Source organism: Streptomyces sp. NPDC091972 (assembly GCF_044756385.1).
In the GTDB taxonomy this organism is placed as follows: Bacteria; Actinomycetota; Actinomycetes; order Streptomycetales; family Streptomycetaceae; genus Streptomyces.
Genome location: NZ_JBIVSV010000011.1, coordinates 184,427 through 201,412 on the forward strand (window position 1 = coordinate 184,427; position 16,986 = coordinate 201,412).

12 protein-coding genes are annotated in these 16,986 nt (G+C 72.5%); 4 read left to right on the forward strand and 8 right to left on the reverse strand.

Translation table 11 applies throughout. The features are described from left to right. Positions 1-150: 150 nt before the first annotated feature. Both ACIQJT_RS29615 and ACIQJT_RS29620 read right to left on the reverse strand, forming a co-directional pair. Positions 151-2,949, reverse strand: a complete 2,799-nt coding sequence (locus ACIQJT_RS29615; RefSeq protein WP_402648669.1) for a protein kinase — start codon at positions 2,947-2,949, stop codon at positions 151-153. Between the two features lie 174 nt (positions 2,950-3,123). Next, complete coding sequence (locus ACIQJT_RS29620; protein ID WP_402648886.1) at positions 3,124-5,268, reverse strand: serine/threonine-protein kinase; 2,145 nt, start codon at positions 5,266-5,268, stop codon at positions 3,124-3,126. A gap of 365 nt (positions 5,269-5,633) precedes the next feature. Here ACIQJT_RS29620 and ACIQJT_RS29625 point away from each other — a divergent pair, with 365 nt between their 5' ends. Next, positions 5,634-6,680, forward strand: coding sequence for a serine hydrolase domain-containing protein (locus tag ACIQJT_RS29625; RefSeq protein WP_402648672.1), 1,047 nt, complete (start codon positions 5,634-5,636; stop codon positions 6,678-6,680). 101 nt (positions 6,681-6,781) lie between these two features. On the opposite strand, the gene ACIQJT_RS29630 is transcribed toward ACIQJT_RS29625, so the two are convergent. Next, positions 6,782-8,488, reverse strand: coding sequence for a glycerol-3-phosphate dehydrogenase/oxidase (locus ACIQJT_RS29630; protein WP_402648675.1), 1,707 nt, complete (start codon positions 8,486-8,488; stop codon positions 6,782-6,784). A 312-nt stretch (positions 8,489-8,800) separates the two neighbouring features. Here ACIQJT_RS29630 and ACIQJT_RS29635 point away from each other — a divergent pair, with 312 nt between their 5' ends. Next, on the forward strand, positions 8,801-10,006 hold the full coding sequence (locus ACIQJT_RS29635; RefSeq protein WP_365455996.1) for a nucleotide sugar dehydrogenase: 1,206 nt from the start codon (positions 8,801-8,803) through the stop codon (positions 10,004-10,006). 136 nt (positions 10,007-10,142) lie between these two features. Here ACIQJT_RS29635 and ACIQJT_RS29640 read toward each other — a convergent pair whose 3' ends face one another. From ACIQJT_RS29640 to ACIQJT_RS29655, 4 genes are all read right to left on the reverse strand, one after another. Then, the gene (locus ACIQJT_RS29640) at positions 10,143-11,267 is read right to left on the reverse strand and encodes a GuaB3 family IMP dehydrogenase-related protein (RefSeq protein ID WP_365455999.1); all 1,125 of its coding nucleotides are present in this window, start codon (positions 11,265-11,267) and stop codon (positions 10,143-10,145) included. A gap of 105 nt (positions 11,268-11,372) precedes the next feature. Next, positions 11,373-12,875, reverse strand: a complete 1,503-nt coding sequence (guaB, locus tag ACIQJT_RS29645) for an IMP dehydrogenase (RefSeq protein WP_053847723.1) — start codon at positions 12,873-12,875, stop codon at positions 11,373-11,375. Positions 12,876-13,026: 151 nt separating this feature from the next. Continuing rightward, positions 13,027-13,614 carry a sigma-70 family RNA polymerase sigma factor gene (locus tag ACIQJT_RS29650; RefSeq protein WP_007384137.1) on the reverse strand — a complete coding sequence of 196 codons (588 nt, stop codon included), beginning with the start codon at positions 13,612-13,614 and terminating at the stop codon, positions 13,027-13,029. A gap of 303 nt (positions 13,615-13,917) precedes the next feature. Further along, positions 13,918-14,529, reverse strand: coding sequence for a response regulator transcription factor (locus tag ACIQJT_RS29655; protein ID WP_003948568.1), 612 nt, complete (start codon positions 14,527-14,529; stop codon positions 13,918-13,920). A gap of 381 nt (positions 14,530-14,910) precedes the next feature. Here ACIQJT_RS29655 and ACIQJT_RS29660 point away from each other — a divergent pair, with 381 nt between their 5' ends. Then, positions 14,911-15,237, forward strand: coding sequence for a WhiB family transcriptional regulator (locus tag ACIQJT_RS29660; RefSeq protein WP_007384136.1), 327 nt, complete (start codon positions 14,911-14,913; stop codon positions 15,235-15,237). A 57-nt stretch (positions 15,238-15,294) separates the two neighbouring features. Here the strand turns inward: ACIQJT_RS29660 and ACIQJT_RS29665 are convergent, their stop codons facing one another. Beyond that, the gene (locus ACIQJT_RS29665) at positions 15,295-16,191 is read right to left on the reverse strand and encodes a LysR family transcriptional regulator (protein ID WP_053847724.1); all 897 of its coding nucleotides are present in this window, start codon (positions 16,189-16,191) and stop codon (positions 15,295-15,297) included. An 80-nt stretch (positions 16,192-16,271) separates the two neighbouring features. On the opposite strand from ACIQJT_RS29665, the gene ACIQJT_RS29670 reads away from it, so the two are divergent. Then, the gene (locus ACIQJT_RS29670; RefSeq protein ID WP_402648679.1) at positions 16,272-16,940 is read left to right on the forward strand and encodes an MOSC domain-containing protein; all 669 of its coding nucleotides are present in this window, start codon (positions 16,272-16,274) and stop codon (positions 16,938-16,940) included. Positions 16,941-16,986: the final 46 nt, after the last annotated feature.

Below are 16,986 nucleotides of genomic sequence, written 5' to 3' on the forward strand. Positions count from 1 at the left end.
GATTCACGTTTCCCCGCAATGCTCTTGACCCAGTCAGACTAAGGACCGGCCCGCGCCGAGGGGAACCAGGGGGGCGTCAAGGAGACCGCACTGTGACGGTTGTCGCTTCCGTGAAGCAGGAGTGAACCCGGGCCGCCTGAACGGCGTCCGTCAGCCCGTCACCCGGTACGTGGCCGACGCCTGCTCGTACAGCCGGGTCACCTCGTCCCGCTCCGCCTCCGGCCCGCGCACCTGCACCACGTGGTACTTCTGGCCGATCAGGATCGCCAGGTTGCGCACGTACAGCTCGCGCCCGTCGTCGCCGGTCCAGGTGAACTGCCCCTCGGCCATGCTCCGGGAGCCCACCTGGATCGACTTGAGCCCGGTGGCGGTGGCCCAGCTCGAGTCGCGGTACGGCTGGAGCTCGGGTTCCTTCTCCCGCTGGTAGACCATCGGATCCCCGCCGTTGGCGGCCGAGGTGTCCCGCCCGGGTACGACGATGAGCTCGAAGTTGCCCTGGGAGTACACCACTTGGCCGCGGCCGTTGCGCGGGCTGCGGTCCCAGCCGTTGGCCACGGCGACCGCGAAGCCCTCGGCGTCCTTGCGCAGGGTGAAGCCGTCGGCGACCTCGGGCCCGGCGGTCTGGGTCTCGGCGGCACCGCTGGACTCGGACGCCCGGGGGCTCGTCTGCTCGGGCCGCGGTTCACCGCCGGGCTCCGGGGACTGCTCGGGCTCGGCCTGGCTGGTGGCGCCCGTGCGCTCGGCGGCGCCCTCGTCGCGGCCCGCTTTCGGCATGAAGTACATGGCGTACGCGATCGCCGCGGCCATCACCAGCAGGATGAGCAGCAGCAGATTGCGGCCGAGGCGGCGCGGTGAGGGCGCGGCCTCCTCCCGGGCCCGCTTGTGCCGGCCGTGCGTCGCGGGCAGCGCGGCACGCCGCCTGCGCACCAACTCGCCCCGGCGGCGCACGATCGGCAGCCGGCTCGCGTCCACGGGCGGGGCGGCGACGACATGGACGCCGGCCTCCGGCTCGGGCGCGGACCGCACCAGCGAGCGCAGCCAGCCGCGCAGTTCCTCGAACTCCAGCCGCTCGGTGGGGTCCTGCCGCAGCAGCGACTCCACGACCGGCCGCAGCGGCCCGCACTCCTCCGCGAAGGCAGGCGGCTCGGCGCACACCAACTGCACCAGCTCGGCGGTCGACTCCTCGGGATAGGGCGCGTGCCCCTGGACCGCCCGGAACAGCAACGCCCCGAGTGCCCACAGGTCGGTCGCGGGCCCGATGGGCGCGGCGAGCTGCCAGTTCTCGTGCACCGGCCCGGCCTGCTCCGGTGCCCACCGCTCGGTGACGGGCCCCACCACGGCCATCCGGGTCTGCCGTGCCCGCTCGGCGGCCAGCGCGGTGGCGGGCCCGCGGCGGGCGGGGGCGTCAGTCGGCGTCAGGTCCTCCCAGCGGGCGGGCGCGGGCACCTGATCGGCGGGCGGCATGGCGTCGAGGGCGGGAACCGCGTCCACGGGCGCCGCACCCGCACCGCGCGGCACGGCCCCGTGCCACGGGGTGGGGCGCACTCCGTAGGGATCGGCTATCCGCCCCGGCACCCCGGCACCGGGCACCTGCTCGACGCCGTCCCCCGTCGGATACGGGGGCTGCGCGAGCCCGTCGGCCGAGGGATACGGCGACTGCGGCACCCCGCTCCCCGCCGGATACCGCGGCTGCTCCAGCCCGTGACCCGCCGGATACGGCGGCTGCGCCAGCCCGTTGGGCGGTACGGCGGGGTCGGTGCCCCGCGTGCGTGTGGCGGGGTCGTCCTCGGGTGCCGGGCGGGCTCCGGGCAGGGCCGCCCTGCCGTTCTGTGCCTCCTGGACCCGGGCCGCGGCCCGTGCGCCCGCGCGGTACGCGGCGATCGCCCCGGCCCGCGCCGCCCGGATGTCCGTACCGCCGTCGGGTTCCCTGCGGACGAGCTCGGCCGACGCCCCGGTCCCGGTGACCGCCTCCACCCCGGCGCCGGGCAGCCCACGGGCCTCCCGCGCCTCGATCGCGGCCCGCCGGGCGGCCTCGGGGTCACCACCACCGAAGCTGACCGCTCCGGACGGACCCGGTCCGGTGCTCTGGGCGCCCAGTCCGAAGGCCGCCCCGCTGCCGCCGTTCCCGGCGGCCGTACGAGCGCCGGCCGCACCGCCGGTCGGCCCGGAGCCGCCGGCCCTGCCCGCGGACCCGAGCCCGCCGGAGGGGCCCGTCGACTGTCCGGGGACCGGACGTCCACCGGGTGCCCCGCGTCCGTCGGCCCCGCTGCCCGGACGATCCTCCGCCCCGGCCCCGAACTCCCCGTCCCCGGCGCCCCATTCACCCGCCTCGGCCGGCACTGGGTCGTAGCCGCACAGTGCCTCCTCGGCCGCGCCGACCGCGAGACCGGTCAGCATGACCCGGCCGTCGTCGCAGACCAGCACGGTGCGGGCGGTGATGTTGCGGTGCACCCAGCCGTGCGCGTGCAGCACCCGGAGGGCCATGAGCACATCCGAGGCGACCTCGGCCGCCCGGTACGGCGTCAGGGGCTTCTCGGCGAGCAGTGCCGCCAGCGGCCGCGCGGCCACCAACTCGCTGACGATCCACAGCGAACCGCCCTCGGCGAACACGTCGAAGACCTGGTCGAGGCGCGGGTGGTCCGGGATCCGGGCGGCGGCCTGGGCGGCCTCGACGGCCCGCCGCACGGCGGGTTCGGTGGGCCGGCGCGCACCACGGCGTCCCGGTGTCCGCCGCGCGCCCTGCGGTTCCCGGGCCGTGAACCCGTCGGGCAGCCCCTCCGCGTCGAGCACCTCGGCCTCGACGACCTCGGGCAACGGGACCTGCCTGACCAGGACTTCCTGTCCGCTGTAGGTGTCGAAGGCGCGGGTCTCGGTGAGTTCGTACTCGTCGGACGGGGGCAACGGCAGGCGGTAGCGGTCGGCGAGCACCCGACCCGCATAGTCGTCCACGTTGCCTCCCCCGGCCGCCCGGTTGGTCAATTCCGTTCGCCTAGTGGGCCGTTCCGCACCCGAACCCGGCTGCGGACGGTCCACGAACACTCACGATACGTGCCGGAGGCAACCCGCAAAGAGGGGATTCCATATCTCAGGGCCCAAACACATGACCGTTTACCGGCGGGCGCCTCACGACTTCGGTTCGAAGGTGCCGGCGAGTGTCTGCCATGTGTCCTTGCGCAGTTCAGTGCCCCAGTTCGCGGCTTTCGCGGTGTACATCAGCCCATATCCGAGATGGTCGTTGACGACGAATCCCCGGTCGATGGTCCGGTACTTCGTCCCGCTCTCCACATAGGTGAACTCCCAGTCGGCCGTGTTCCAGCCCCGGTAGTCCACCTCCGCTATTCGGATCCTGGTGTACTGCGAGCGGCGCATGCCCTGCTCCTGGTTCTCCCAGTCCGCCACCGGGTCACCCTTGGGCGCGCTGGTCCAGCCGACGAGCAGCTTCTGCCCGTCGGGCCCGGTGAACCGATCGCCGGCGGAGCTGCTCGTCTGGAACTTCCACCCGGCGGGCAGCCCGATCGAATACCCCTGGCTCCCCCGGTGCGTCGAGGCCACCGCGCCCTCTCCGGAGGAGTTCCCCGAGCCGGAGGACCCCTCCGAACTCCGGCCGCTCTCCTCCGTGCTCGGCGTGTTCGAGGACCCCGCGCCCGGCTCCTGCGAAGCGGACCCGGTCGTGGACCCGTCGGTACGGGTGCCCCCGCTCTTGTCCTCCTTGGTGCCGGCGCTCCCGCTCGCGCTCGCCGTCGCCTCGGTGCCGCCGCCCTTCGCCCCGTCACTGCCGTCGTCCCCGTCGAGCGTGAGGGCCAGCACGACACCGATGAGCGCGAGCGCCATGACCACCGCGATGATCACCAGCGTCCGCCGCGGCACCACGTCGGTCAGCGGCGCCCGGGGCACCGGCCTCGGCGTCAGATCCGGCGGAGGCGTCATCACCGGCCACCCCGAACTCCGCCCGCCCGAAGCCGCGTCGGTCTGCCGTGTCTTCCCGTCCCGGACCCCGGCCGCCCCGCTCGCAGCCGACTCCGCAACCGGCGCCGAGGCCGCCCCCGACGCCGATGCCACGCTCGCGGTGCCCTTGCCCTGGGACGCGGTGGTCGCGGAGGAGACCGGCGCGGCCGAGGCAGCCGGGGAGGCCGGAGTCGCCGAAGGCCCGGAACCCTGGGCGGGCACCTTCCCGGCACCCGAACCCGCCTCGGTCGGACCCGTCACTCCCGGACCCGTCGCGCCCGAACCCGCCGTGCCGCTGCCGGACTTGGCCCGGGACGCGGCCGCGGACGTCGCCGCCGCCCCGGCGGCCTTGCGCATGGAACGCAGCGCCCCGCGCAGCTTCTCCGCACCCGCCCGCTCCTGCGGCTGCGCCGGCAACGGCACCACCCGGGTCGCGTCGCCCGCCGGCTCCGGCTCGGCCTTCTTCGGGTCGGGCCCGTGGATCACCGCGGTGAGCATGGCCCGCGCGCGGCTGTCGTCGAGCCGCTGGGCGGGGTCCTTGGTGAGCAGGCCGTAGATGACGTCCTTGAGCGGCCCCGCGTTCTTCGGTTCCTCCAGCGGCTCGGTCATCACCGCGGTGAGCGTCGCGATCGCGGAACCCTTGTCGTACGGCGGGGCGCCCTCGACCGCCGCGTACAGCAGCCCGCCGAGCGACCACAGGTCGGCCGCGGGGCCCGGCTTGTGCCCGCGGGCCCGCTCCGGGGAGATGTAGGAGGGCGCGCCGACGAGCATGCCGGTGGAGGTGATCGACGGGTCGCCCTCGACCTGGGCGATGCCGAAGTCGGTGAGCACCACCCGGCCGTCCTCGGAGATCAGCACGTTGGACGGCTTCACGTCCCGGTGCAGGATGCCCTCGCGGTGCGCGGACCTGAGCACGTCCAGGATCGCGAGGCCCACCTCCGCCGCGCGCTTGGGCTCCAGCAGCCCGTCCTCACGGATGACCTCGGCGAGCGACTTGCCCTCGACGAGCTCCATCACGATCCACGGCCGGTCGTCCTCGTCGACCACGTCGTACACGGTCACCGCGCTGGTGTTGCGGATCCGCGCGATGGCCTTGGCCTCCCGCAGCGTGCGCGTGATCAGCCGGCGCTTCTCGTCCTCGTCGATGCTGGACGGGAACCGGAGTTCCTTGACGGCCACCGTCCTGCCCAGGGTCTCGTCCTCGGCGCGCCACACCGTGCCCATGCCGCCGCGGCCGAGCACTCCTCCCAGCCGGTACCGCCCGGCGAGGAGACGCTCGCTCTCGTCCTGCCGGGATGCTCCCGCCCGCTCCGCGTCCGACATGCGTCCCCTCATGAACCCGCCCTGACAGAGCCTCCATTGTCCCTCACCCGACAAGTGCCCGACGCCTCAGGGTGCCCCTCGCTTCGCCTCGCCCGCGGCACGGCCCGGCGAGGCCGGCGCACAGGTCCCGCCGGCCCACAACCACCCTCGACGCACAGTTCCCGCCCGCTCACAGCTACCGCACCTCCCTGAGTCACCGACCGGCCTTTGCCCTCCTTCTTCCAGGTGCCCCCCGGGGGCCCTCTCACCCACCGCCGACCAACCTCCGGCAGCACGGCACGCATCCTCCACAGATCCGCCGCACGGCCAGGTGACACGGCGGCTCCGCGACCCTGCATGATGGCCCTGACAAGGGAGGACCCGCGATGCCGCCGCTTCGGGCACTACTGGCGCTGCCGGTCTCCCTGGCCCTGCTCGCCCTGGCCCCGGCTGCCTCCCCGGCTCCCGCGGCGGCCCCGCCCACGGACGCGCTGCTGCCGCTGCTGGTCGCGCGGGGCGGTGCTCCCGCCGCGGCCCTGCTCGCCCGGGAGCGCAGCGGGACCCGCTACGCCGAGGCGGGTCCGGGAATCGCCCGCGCCGACCACTTCCGCGCCGGCAGCGTCACCAAGACCTTCATCGCGACGGTCGCCCTCCAACTGGCCGCGGAACACCGGCTGGCGCTGTCCGACACGGTGGAGCAGCACCTGCCCGGCCTGGTGCGCGGAACGGGCAACGACGGCCGCGCGCTGACCCTGCGCGCCCTGCTCACCCACACCAGCGGCCTGCGCGACTTCACCACCGACACCCGGGGTCTGGTCCCCCTCACTCCCGTCCAGGCCGTCCGTGTCGCGCTCACCCACCCTCCGGCCGACCGCGGCCGCTACTCCTACTCGAACACCAACTACGTCGTGCTCGGCATGGTGATCCAGCAGGTCACCGGCGACTCCTACGCCACCGAGGCCGAGCGGCGGATCATCGCCCCGCTGCGTCTGACGGGCACCTCCTTCCCTGGTTCGCGCACCTCCCTCCCCTCCCCGCACGGCCGCGCCTACACCGCCGCCGGGTCCGACGTCACCGCGCTCGACCCACGGGTGGCCGGAGCCGCGGGCGAGCTGGTGAGCACCCTCGCCGACCTGGACCGCTTCTACGCGGCCCTGCTCGGCGGCCGGTTGCTGACCCCGTACTGGCTGCACGAGATGACGGACACCCGCACCGCACACGGCCGGTACGGCATGGGGCTGTTCCCGGTGAGGCTGCCGTGCGGCACGACGGTGTGGGGGCACAACGGCCGCATCACCGGCAGCTACGTGCGCACCGCGGCCACGGTCGGCGGCCGTCGCGTCCTCACCTTCCGCGTGAACACGACGTCGGTGGCGGACCCCGACCTCGAACCGGCCCTGCTCGCCGCCGAGTTCTGCCCCCGCACCTCGTAGAACGACCGGGTTCCGAACGGAGATCCCGGCTCACGACACTCGTTCGAGTGATGTCGGACGTGAGCCGAACCCGGCGTCCTCCACGGACGGACCGCCGTGCGCTACAGCGGCACGATGTCGGGCGCCCCCAACCGCGCCGCGTCCGCCGTCAGGTCGTCCGGCTGCCGCTGCGACTCGCGCTCCGCCTCCACCCGCTTCTCGTAGTGCTCGACCTCGCGCTCGATCTGGTCCTTGTCCCAGCCCAGCACCGGCGCCATCAACTCGGCGGCCTCGCGGGCGGAGCGCACGCCCCGGTCGAAGGTCTCGATGGAGATGCGGGTGCGCCGGGTCAGCACGTCGTCCAGGTGCCGGGCGCCCTCGTGCGAGGCGGCGTAGACGACCTCGGCGCGCAGGTAGTCCTCGGCGGCCTGCAACGGCTCGCCCAGTGTGGCGTCGGAGGCGATGAGTTCGAGGACCTCCTCCGCAAGGCTGCCGTACCGATTCAGCAGGTGCTCGACCCGGGCGACATGGAGCCCGGTACGGGCCGCGATCCGCGCCCGCGCGTTCCACAGCGCCCGGTAGCCCTCGGCGCCCAGCAGCGGTACGTCCTCCGTGACGCATTCGGCGACCCGGGTGTCGAGCCCGTGCACCGCCTCGTCGACGGCGTCCTTGGCCATCACCCGGTAGGTCGTGTACTTGCCTCCCGCCACGACGACGAGCCCCGGCACCGGATGCGCCACGGTGTGCTCGCGGGACAGCTTGCTGGTGGCGTCCGACTCGCCGGCGAGGAGGGGCCTGAGGCCCGCGTACACGCCCTGGACGTCGTCCCGGGTCAGCGGCACCGCGAGCACGGAGTTGACGTGCTCCAGCAGGTAGTCGATGTCCGCGCTGGATGCGGCCGGGTGGGCCTTGTCGAGGTCCCAGTCGGTGTCGGTGGTGCCGATGATCCAGTGCCGGCCCCAGGGGATGACGAACAGCACGGACTTCTCGGTGCGCAGGATCAGACCGGTCGAGGAGTGGATGCGGTCCTTGGGCACGACGAGGTGGATGCCCTTGGAGGCGCGGACGTGGAACTGCCCCCGCTCGCCGACCATCGCCTGGGTGTCGTCGGTCCACACCCCGGTCGCGTTGACGACCTGCTTGGCGCGGATCTCGTACTCCCCGCCCGCCTCGACGTCCTGCACCCGGGCCCCGACCACCCGCTCGCCCTCCCGCAGGAACCCGGTCACCCGTGCGCGGTTGGCGGTCTTCGCGCCGTAGGCGGTCGCGGTGCGCACGAGGGTGGCCACGAAGCGGGCGTCGTCCATCTGGGCGTCGTAGTACTGCAACGCCCCGACCAGCGCGTCCTTCCTCAAGGCGGGTGCGACACGCAGGGCGTGACGGTGGCTCAGGTGCCGGTGGCGGGGCAGCCCGCGGCCGTGTCCCCGGGCCATCGACATGGTGTCGTAGAGCGCGACGCCCGAGCCGGCGTACCAGCGCTCCCAGCCCTTGTGCTGCAAGGGGTACAGGAACGGAACCGGCTTCACCAGGTGCGGGGCGAGCCGCTCCAGCAGCAGCCCGCGCTCCTTCAACGCCTCGCGCACGAGGGCGAAGTCGAGCATCTCCAGGTAGCGCAGGCCGCCGTGGATCAGCTTGCTGGAGCGGCTGGAGGTGCCCGACGCCCAGTCACGCGCCTCGACCAGCCCCACGGACAGGCCCCGGGTGACCGCGTCGAGCGCGGTGCCCGCACCGACCACGCCACCCCCCACCACCAGGATGTCCAGTTCGCGCTCGGCCATCGCCGCGAGTGACTCGGCGCGCTGCGCCGGCCCCAGTGTCGCTGTCCTCACCACTGCTGCCTCCAGCTGTAGATCGCACCGGTCACCGTCGAGGGCCGGATCTTTCTTGAGGAGTGGCCCGGTCCGTATCCCCCATGCCCAAATTCTGACCGGGTTGCCCGACTTCAGCCACCAGTCACCCTCAGCCTGTGGATAACTTTCACGACCGAGCGGAGCGAAGCGCACAACCCCACAGGAAGACACACGGAACCAATCCCGTATTTCGGTCATATTTACTCCTAGTCTGACATTGCGCTCGCTCGTCCAGTCCACAGGGCTTGCGCACCTGTCCCGCTTCGGTTACTGGGAAGGACGGCCCACGCCATGCCCGCAGACCTCGCCGTGATCGGACTCGGTCCCTACGGACTGCCCCTGGCCCAGGCCGCTGTCGGCGCCGGCATCTCCACCCTCGGCTACCGCACCGGCCCCGAGGCCGGCTCCCTCAGCCCCGCCGAACTGCGCCGGATGCTCTCGGGGGGCTTCCGGACGGCCGCGGGCCCGGCCGAACTCGGCCGTGTCCGTACGGCGGTCATCTGTGCGCCGACCCCGGCGGGCCCGGACGGCGGCCTGGACCTGAGCCAGGTGGAAGCCGCCGCCCGCACCTTGAGCACCCACCTGCGCCCGCACACCACCGTGATCCTGGAGTCGCCCGTCCCGCCGGGCACCACCGAGGAGTTCCTGCGCCCGCTCCTCGAAGAGGGCTCGGGCCTGCGCGCGGGCCGCGACTTCCACCTCGCCTACTCCCCCACCCGCGTGGACCCCGGCAACCGCGACTTCACGCCCGCCACCACCCCCAAGGTGATCGGCGGCCTCACGCCCGCGTGCACGGAGTCGGCCGCCGCCTTCTACTCGCGCCTCACCGACAAGGTGGTACGCGCGCGTGGCCCGCGCGAGGCGGAGACGGTCCAGCTCCTGGAGACCAACTACCGGCACGTCAACATCGCCCTCGTCAACGAGATGGCCGTCCTCTGCCACGACCTCGGGGTCGACCTGTGGGACGTCATCCGCTGCGCGGAGACCAAGCCGTTCGGCTTCCAGGCCTTCCGCCCCGGCCCGGGCGTCGGCGGCCACGCGGTGCCCCGCGACCTCAGCAGCGCGGGCCGCTCCCTGCGCATGGTCGAACTCGCCCAGCAGGTCAACGACCAGATGCCGCGTTACGTCGTCCAGCGCGCCGCCGCCCTCCTCAACGAGCACGGCAAGTCAGCGCGCGGCGCCCGCGTCCTGCTCCTCGGCGTCACCTACAAGCCCGACCTCGCCGACCAGCAGGCCACCCCGGCCCGGGAGGTAGCCGTACGCCTGATGGAACTCGGGGCCTCCGTCAGCTACCACGACCCGCACGTCCCGTCCTGGAGCGTCCTGGACCGCCCGGTCCCGCGCGCGGACTCCCTCTACGAGGCGGCGGCCGACGCGGACCTGACGATCCTGCTCCAGCAGCACCGCACGTACGACCTCCAGGGCCTGTCGGTGAAGGCCCAGCTGCTGCTGGACACGCGCGGGGCCACGCCCACGGGGGCGGCGCACCGGTTGTGAAGGGGGGCGCGGGTGCGGCGGGCTCCGGGGCCGGCGGCACGCGGGGCGCGGCGTGGGTGCTCGGAAGCCCCTGGGGCACGCGAAAGGCCGGCCGTCCCACCCGGGACGACCGGCCCTCGAGCCGCCGTAAGCCTGCCTACCGCTTGTGCTGCGAGTCCGCCACCGTCACCTCGACGCGCTGGAACTCCTTCAGCTCGCTGTAGCCGGTCGTGGCCATGGCCCGCTTCAGCGCGCCGAAGAAGTTCATCGATCCGTCCGGGATGTGCGACGGGCCCGTCAGGACCTCCTCGATGGTGCCGACCGTGCCGAGGTCGACCTTCTTGCCGCGCGGCAGTTCCTCGTTGACGGCCTCCATGCCCCAGTGGTGGCCGCGTCCCGGCGCGTCCGTGGCGCGGGCCAGCGGGGAGCCCATCATCACGGCGTCCGCACCGCAGGCGATCGCCTTGGGGAGGTCGCCGGACCAGCCGACACCGCCGTCGGCGATCACGTGCACGTACCGGCCGCCGGACTCGTCCATGTAGTCGCGCCGGGCCGCGGCCACGTCGGCCACCGCGGTCGCCATCGGGACCTGGATGCCCAGCACGTTGCGCGTGGTGTGGGCCGCGCCGCCGCCGAAGCCGACCAGGACGCCCGCCGCGCCGGTGCGCATCAGGTGCAGGGCCGCGGTGTACGTGGCGCAGCCGCCGACGATCACCGGGACGTCGAGCTCGTAGATGAACTGCTTCAGGTTCAGCGGCTCGTGCGAGCCGGAGACGTGCTCCGCCGAGACCGTGGTCCCGCGGATGACGAAGATGTCCACGCCCGCGTCCACGACCGCCTTGGAGAACTGCGCCGTGCGCTGCGGGGAGAGCGCGGCCGCCGTGACCACGCCCGAGTCGCGGACCTCCTTGATGCGCTGCCCGATCAGCTCCTCCTTGATGGGAGCCGCGTAGATCTCCTGGAGGCGGCGGGTCGCGTTGTCCACGTCCAGCTGGGCGATCTCGTCGAGCAGCGGCTGCGGGTCCTCGTACCGCGTCCACAGGCCCTCGAGGTTCAGCACGCCCAGGCCGCCGAGCTCGCCGATGCGGATCGCGGTGGCCGGGGAGACGACCGAGTCCATGGGGGCGGCCAGGAACGGCAGCTCGAAGCGGTAGGCGTCGATCTGCCAGGCGATCGAGACCTCCTTCGGGTCGCGCGTACGACGGCTGGGGACGACGGCGATGTCGTCGAAGGCGTACGCCCGGCGGCCGCGCTTGCCGCGCCCGATCTCGATCTCAGTCACGTGTGTGGCCTTTCCCTGATGCGTTGCAGCGCCTTCCAGTATCCCCGACGGGTACGACAAGGGCGGCCCCGGATGCTCCCGGGACCGCCCTTCGAAGCCTGAGACCTACTTGCGGCTGTAGTTCGGCGCCTCGACCGTCATCTGGATGTCGTGCGGGTGCGACTCCTTCAGACCCGCCGAGGTGATCCGCACGAAGCGGCCCTTGGACTCCATCTCGTCGATGGTGGCCGCGCCCACGTAGCCCATGGTCTGGCGGAGTCCGCCGACGAGCTGGTGCAGGACGCTGGAGAGCGGGCCGCGGTAGGGCACCTGGCCCTCGATGCCCTCGGGCACCAGCTTGTCGTCCGCGGAGACCTCGGCCTGGAAGTAGCGGTCCTTGGAGTACGACTTGCCCTGGCCCCGGGACTGCATGGCACCGAGCGAGCCCATGCCGCGGTACGACTTGAACTGCTTGCCGTTGATGAACTGGAGCTCGCCGGGCGACTCCTCGCAGCCCGCGAGCAGCGAGCCCAGCATCACGGTGTCGGCGCCGGCGGCGAGCGCCTTGCCGATGTCGCCGGAGTACTGGAGGCCGCCGTCGCCGATCAGCGGGATGCCGGCCGGACGGGCCGCGAGGGAGGCCTCGTAGATCGCGGTGACCTGCGGGACGCCGATGCCGGCGACGACACGGGTGGTGCAGATGGAGCCCGGTCCGACGCCGACCTTGATGCCGTCGACACCGGCGTCGATGAGCGCCTGGGCGCCGTCACGGGTGGCGACGTTGCCGCCGATCACGTCCACGCCGACGCTCGACTTGATCTTCGACATCCAGCTCAGGGCGTTGCTGTTGTGGCCGTGCGAGGTGTCGACGACCAGGAAGTCCACACCGGCCTCGGCGAGCGCCTGGGCCCGCTCCAGGGCCTCGGGGCTGGCGCCGACGGCGGCACCGACGAGGAGCCGGCCCTCGGAGTCCTTGGCGGCGTTGGGGTACTTCTCCGCCTTGACGAAGTCCTTGACGGTGATCAGGCCCTTGAGGACACCCGCCTCGTCGACCAGGGGGAGCTTCTCGATCTTGTGCCGGCGCAGCAGTTCCATCGCGTCGGTGCCCGAGATGCCGACCTGGCCGGTGACCAGCGGCATCGGCGTCATGACCTCGCGCACCTGACGGCTGCGGTCCGACTCGAAGGCCATGTCACGGTTGGTGACGATGCCGAGGAGCTTGCCGGCCGGGTCGGTGACGGGGACGCCGCTGATGCGGAACTTGGCGCACAGCGCGTCGGCCTCGGCGAGCGTGGCCTCGGGGTGCACGGTGATGGGGTCGGTGACCATGCCGGACTCGGACCGCTTCACCAGGTCGACCTGGTTGACCTGGTCCTCGACGGAGAGGTTGCGGTGCAGCACGCCGACGCCGCCGAGGCGGGCCATCGCGATGGCCATGCGGGACTCGGTCACCTTGTCCATGGCGGCCGAGAGCAGCGGGATGTTGACCCGGACGTTGCGGGAGATGCGGGACGAGGTGTCGACCGCGTTGGGGAGCACCTCGGACGCTCCCGGCAGCAGCAGCACGTCGTCGTAGGTCAGCCCGAGTGTCGCGAATTTACCGGGCACTCCGTCGACGTTTGCAGTCATGACACCTTCCCCAAATGGCCTTGATCGGTGCGGATGTCCATGCTAACGGGAAGCAGAGGTGTCACATTCCACGGATTGCACGGTGCGGACCCGCTCCGGGCTTCGTATGTTCGTACGGAAGCGGCGTGCCGCCCGTTCAGAAGAGCGTGCCCTACTGCTCGGCGAGCGCCCGCAGTCTGCTCAGCGCCCGGTGCTGGGCCACACGGACCGCACCGGGTGACATTCCCAACATCTGACCCGTCTCCTCCGCCGTCAACCCCACGGCGATGCGCAGCAGCAGCAGCTCGCGCTGGTTCTCGGGGAGGTTGGCCAGGAGTTTCTTGGCCCACTCGGCGTCACTGCTGAGCAGCGCCCGCTCCTCGGGGCCGAGCGAGTCGTCCGGCCGCTCGGGCATCTCGTCCGAGGGGACGGCGGTGGAACCGGGGTGTCGCATCGCGGCCCGTTGCAGGTCGGCGACCTTGTGCGCGGCGATGGCGAAGACGAACGCCTCGAAGGGGCGCCCGGTGTCCCGGTAGCGCGGCAGGGCGAGGAGGACGGCTACGCAGACCTCCTGCGCGAGGTCCTCCACGAAGTGCCGGGCGTCGCCCGGGAGACGGGACAGCCGGGTGCGGCAGTAGCGCAGGGCCAGCGGGTGGACATGGGCGAGCAGGTCGTGCGTGGCCTGCTCGTCCCCTTCCACCGCGCTGTGGACGAGCGCACCGATCGCCCCATGCGGATGAGCCGCCTCGTCGTCACGCATCGGTCCATGGTGCCCTGGCGTCGTTGGATCCGTGGCATCGCGCTGGTTGTTGTGCACCGAAGCGTTATGAGCAGGTGCGCCGGAACCCATACCCTGCGCCCTCCCCTTCCGCTCGACCGACTCGTCCCCGAGAGACTCCACATCTCAAGGATGCGGCATCCGCCACGAAACAGGCAGCGGGGCGTCGGAGGGGCCGCTCGACCGCGCCCCGTCAGGGCGCGGGCAGCACCGATCGACAGCTACCGCCGCACGGGCGCGACCAGCCACGAAGCGGCCCTGCCGCGACCGCGCCCGACGGAATGCTCAGCGCACCAGACCCCAGCGGAAGCCGAGCGCGACCGCGTGCGCCCGGTCCGAGGCCCCGAGCTTCTTGAACAGTCGCCGTGCGTGCGTCTTCACGGTGTCCTCGGACAGGAACAGCTCGCGTCCGATCTCCGCGTTGGACCGGCCGTGGCTCATGCCCTCGAGGACCTGGATCTCACGCGCGGTGAGCGTGGGCGCCGCGCCCATCTCCGCGGACCGCAGCCGGCGCGGGGCGAGCCGCCAGGTCGGGTCGGCGAGCGCCTGCGTCACCGTGGCCCGCAACTCCGCGCGCGAGGCGTCCTTGTGGAGGTAGCCGCGCGCACCGGCGGCGACCGCGAGGGCGACCCCGTCGAGGTCCTCGGCGACCGTGAGCATGATGATCCGGGCACCGGGGTCGGCGGACAGCAGCCGCCGCACGGTCTCGACGCCGCCCAGACCGGGCATGCGTACGTCCATCAGAATCAGGTCCGAACGGTCCGCGCCCCAGCGGCGGAGGACTTCCTCGCCGTTGGCCGCGGTCGTCACGCGCTCGACGCCGGGCACGGTTGCGACCGCGCGGCGGAGCGCCTCTCGGGCAAGCGGGGAGTCGTCGCAGACGAGGACGGATGTCATGGCCGCCCTCCGCAGCTGATGCACGTCACCTTGAGCCTCCAGGCTGGTACGAAATCGTCACCTGTGCGGTCGACCGTCTCGGACGCCTGCCCGAGCACTTGTTGTTTCAACCGCCTCCGCACTCTCAACGACGGTCACCCGAAAGAGTTACGGGGCTGCGCACTGTCTTCGGCACTCTACGTGAGGGCGCGGACACGGTGGAGACATGCGGGGCGGACCCACAACGTTTCATCACAACCCATGCCCCATTCAGACCCTTTTCTTCCCATTTCCTGGTGTCTGAGGCTAGATTCGCAATGAGTCATATTTTCATCTCCTTAGATCGTAGATGTACGGTCGTGGACACCGTATCCGCCCAGAACGGCTACAAGGGGTCACGCAATGGCAGATTTCTCCCGCCTTCCCGGACCGAACGCGGACCTGTGGGACTGGCAGCTCCTGGCCGCCTGTCGCGGGGTGGACAGCTCGCTCTTCTTCCATCCGGAGGGCGAGCGCGGTGCGGCCCGGAGCGCTCGCGAGAACTCGGCCAAGGAGGTCTGCATGAGATGCCCGGTGCGCGCACAGTGTGCGGCGCACGCGCTCGCGGTGAGAGAGCCGTACGGCGTGTGGGGCGGGCTGACCGAGGACGAGCGCGAGGAGCTCATGGGGCGGGCGCGGCACCGGCTGGTGTCGGCGTCATCCGTCGGGAGCGGCGCATCGAACAATTGAAGGAACGTTTCTCCTGGAAGGGCACGCGCGCGCGTGCCCTTCCTCGCGTCCGGCGGCCTATCGCGCGGCCGCGCGCGCCAGTTGCTCCAGCGTCGCCGCCACCGCGGGCACCTGCGCCAGGTCGGGCAGGGTGAGCGCGACGATCTCCCGCCGGACCGCCGGTTCCAGCGTCACCGTGCGCGCCCCCCGCGGCCGTACCGACTCGACGGCGAGCTGGGGCAGGACCGCGACCCCCAGGCCGGCGCCCACCAGGCCGACGACCGCCGGGTAGTCGTCGGTCGCGAAGTCGATGCGGGGCGTGAAGCCGGCGCTCTCGCACACCTCGACCAACTGGCCCCGGCAGCGCGGGCACCCGGCGATCCACGACTCCCCGGCGAGCTCCCCGATGGCCACGGACCCGGCGCGCGCGAGCCGGTGCCGCTCGGGCACGAGGGCCACGAGCCGGTCGGTCAGCAGGGGCCGTACAACGAGGTCGTCCCACTCGTCGCCGCCCGCGGCCCCCTCGTACCGGAAGGCGAGCGCGATGTCGCAGTCGCCCTCCCTCAGCAGGCCGACGGAGTGCGGCGGTTCGGCCTCCTCCAGGGAGACCCGGGTGCCGGGATGGGCGGCGCGCAGGGCGGCGAGCGCGGTGGGGACCAGGGTGGAACTGCCGCTGGGGAAGGAGACGAGCCGGACCCGCCCGGCCCGCAGCCCGGCGATGGCGGCGACCTCCTCCTCCGCCGCGGTGAGGCCCGCCAGGATGCCCGAGGCGTGCCGCACCAGGGCCTGGCCCGCCTCGGTCAGCCGCATCTCGCGCCCGCTGCGGACGAGCAGCGGTGTGCCCACGGACGTCTCCAGGGCCTTCATCTGCTGGCTGACGGCGGGCTGGGTGCAGCCCAGTTCGCGCCCCGCCGCCGAGAAGGAGCCGGTGGCGGCGACGGCGCGCAGGACACGGAGATGTCGGGCCTCGATCACCCTCCGAGGATAAGCCGTGCTTTGACACATCACCGAATAATGCGTGGCACCTTTGGGACCAGGTCTTCTACCGTGCCGCCATGAAGCTTCTGTCGGTGAATCTCGGCGGCGTGAAGGCCGTTACGTACACGGACAACCCGGAGGGGGTCACCGGGATCGACAAGCGGCCCGTCCAGGGGCCGGTGCGGGTGGCCGCGCCCGGGCCCAAGGGCATCGGCGGCAGCGGGCTCGCCGGGGACGCGGTGTGCAAGAGGCAGCACCACGGCGGCGACGACCAGGCCGTGTACGCGATGGCGCGCGAGGACCTGGACGAATGGGAGGGCGAGCTCGGCCGGGCGCTGGCCAACGGCGCGTTCGGCGAGAACCTCACCACCGAGGGCATCGACGTCTCCGGCGCGCTGATCGGCGAGCGCTGGCGCATCGGCCCCGAGGTGGTGCTGGAGATCACCAGCGCGCGGATCCCGTGCGGCACCTTTCAGGGCCACATGGGTGAGCGGCGCTGGGTGAAGCGGTTCACGCAGAAGGGCGCACCGGGCGCCTACCTGCGGGTGATACAGCCGGGCGAGATCCGTGCCGGGGACCCGGTCGAGATCGCGCACCGGCCCGACCACGACGTGACGGTCGCCCTGGCGTTCCGCGCGATGACCACCGAACGGCCGCTCCAGCCACGGCTGTTGGCGGCGGGTGAGGCGCTCCATCCGGAGCTGCGGGAGTGGGCGCAGGCGTACGTGGAGAAGTACGGCGCCTGACGGCCCCTCGGCAGACGGGCGCTGTCGGTCCCGGTCATTAACCTTG

Coding starts and splice junctions, on each gene's coding strand:
- ACIQJT_RS29620 (WP_402648886.1), bottom strand. CDS start 5,268: ATGTCGGACGCGGAGCGGGCGGGAGCATCCCGGCAGGACGAGAGCGAG.
- ACIQJT_RS29625 (WP_402648672.1), top strand. CDS start 5,634: ATGCCGCCGCTTCGGGCACTACTGGCGCTGCCGGTCTCCCTGGCCCTG.
- ACIQJT_RS29635 (WP_365455996.1), top strand. CDS start 8,801: ATGCCCGCAGACCTCGCCGTGATCGGACTCGGTCCCTACGGACTGCCC.
- guaB (WP_053847723.1), bottom strand. CDS start 12,875: ATGACTGCAAACGTCGACGGAGTGCCCGGTAAATTCGCGACACTCGGG.
- ACIQJT_RS29650 (WP_007384137.1), bottom strand. CDS start 13,614: ATGCGTGACGACGAGGCGGCTCATCCGCATGGGGCGATCGGTGCGCTC.
- ACIQJT_RS29655 (WP_003948568.1), bottom strand. CDS start 14,529: ATGACATCCGTCCTCGTCTGCGACGACTCCCCGCTTGCCCGAGAGGCG.
- ACIQJT_RS29660 (WP_007384136.1), top strand. CDS start 14,911: ATGGCAGATTTCTCCCGCCTTCCCGGACCGAACGCGGACCTGTGGGAC.
- ACIQJT_RS29670 (WP_402648679.1), top strand. CDS start 16,272: ATGAAGCTTCTGTCGGTGAATCTCGGCGGCGTGAAGGCCGTTACGTAC.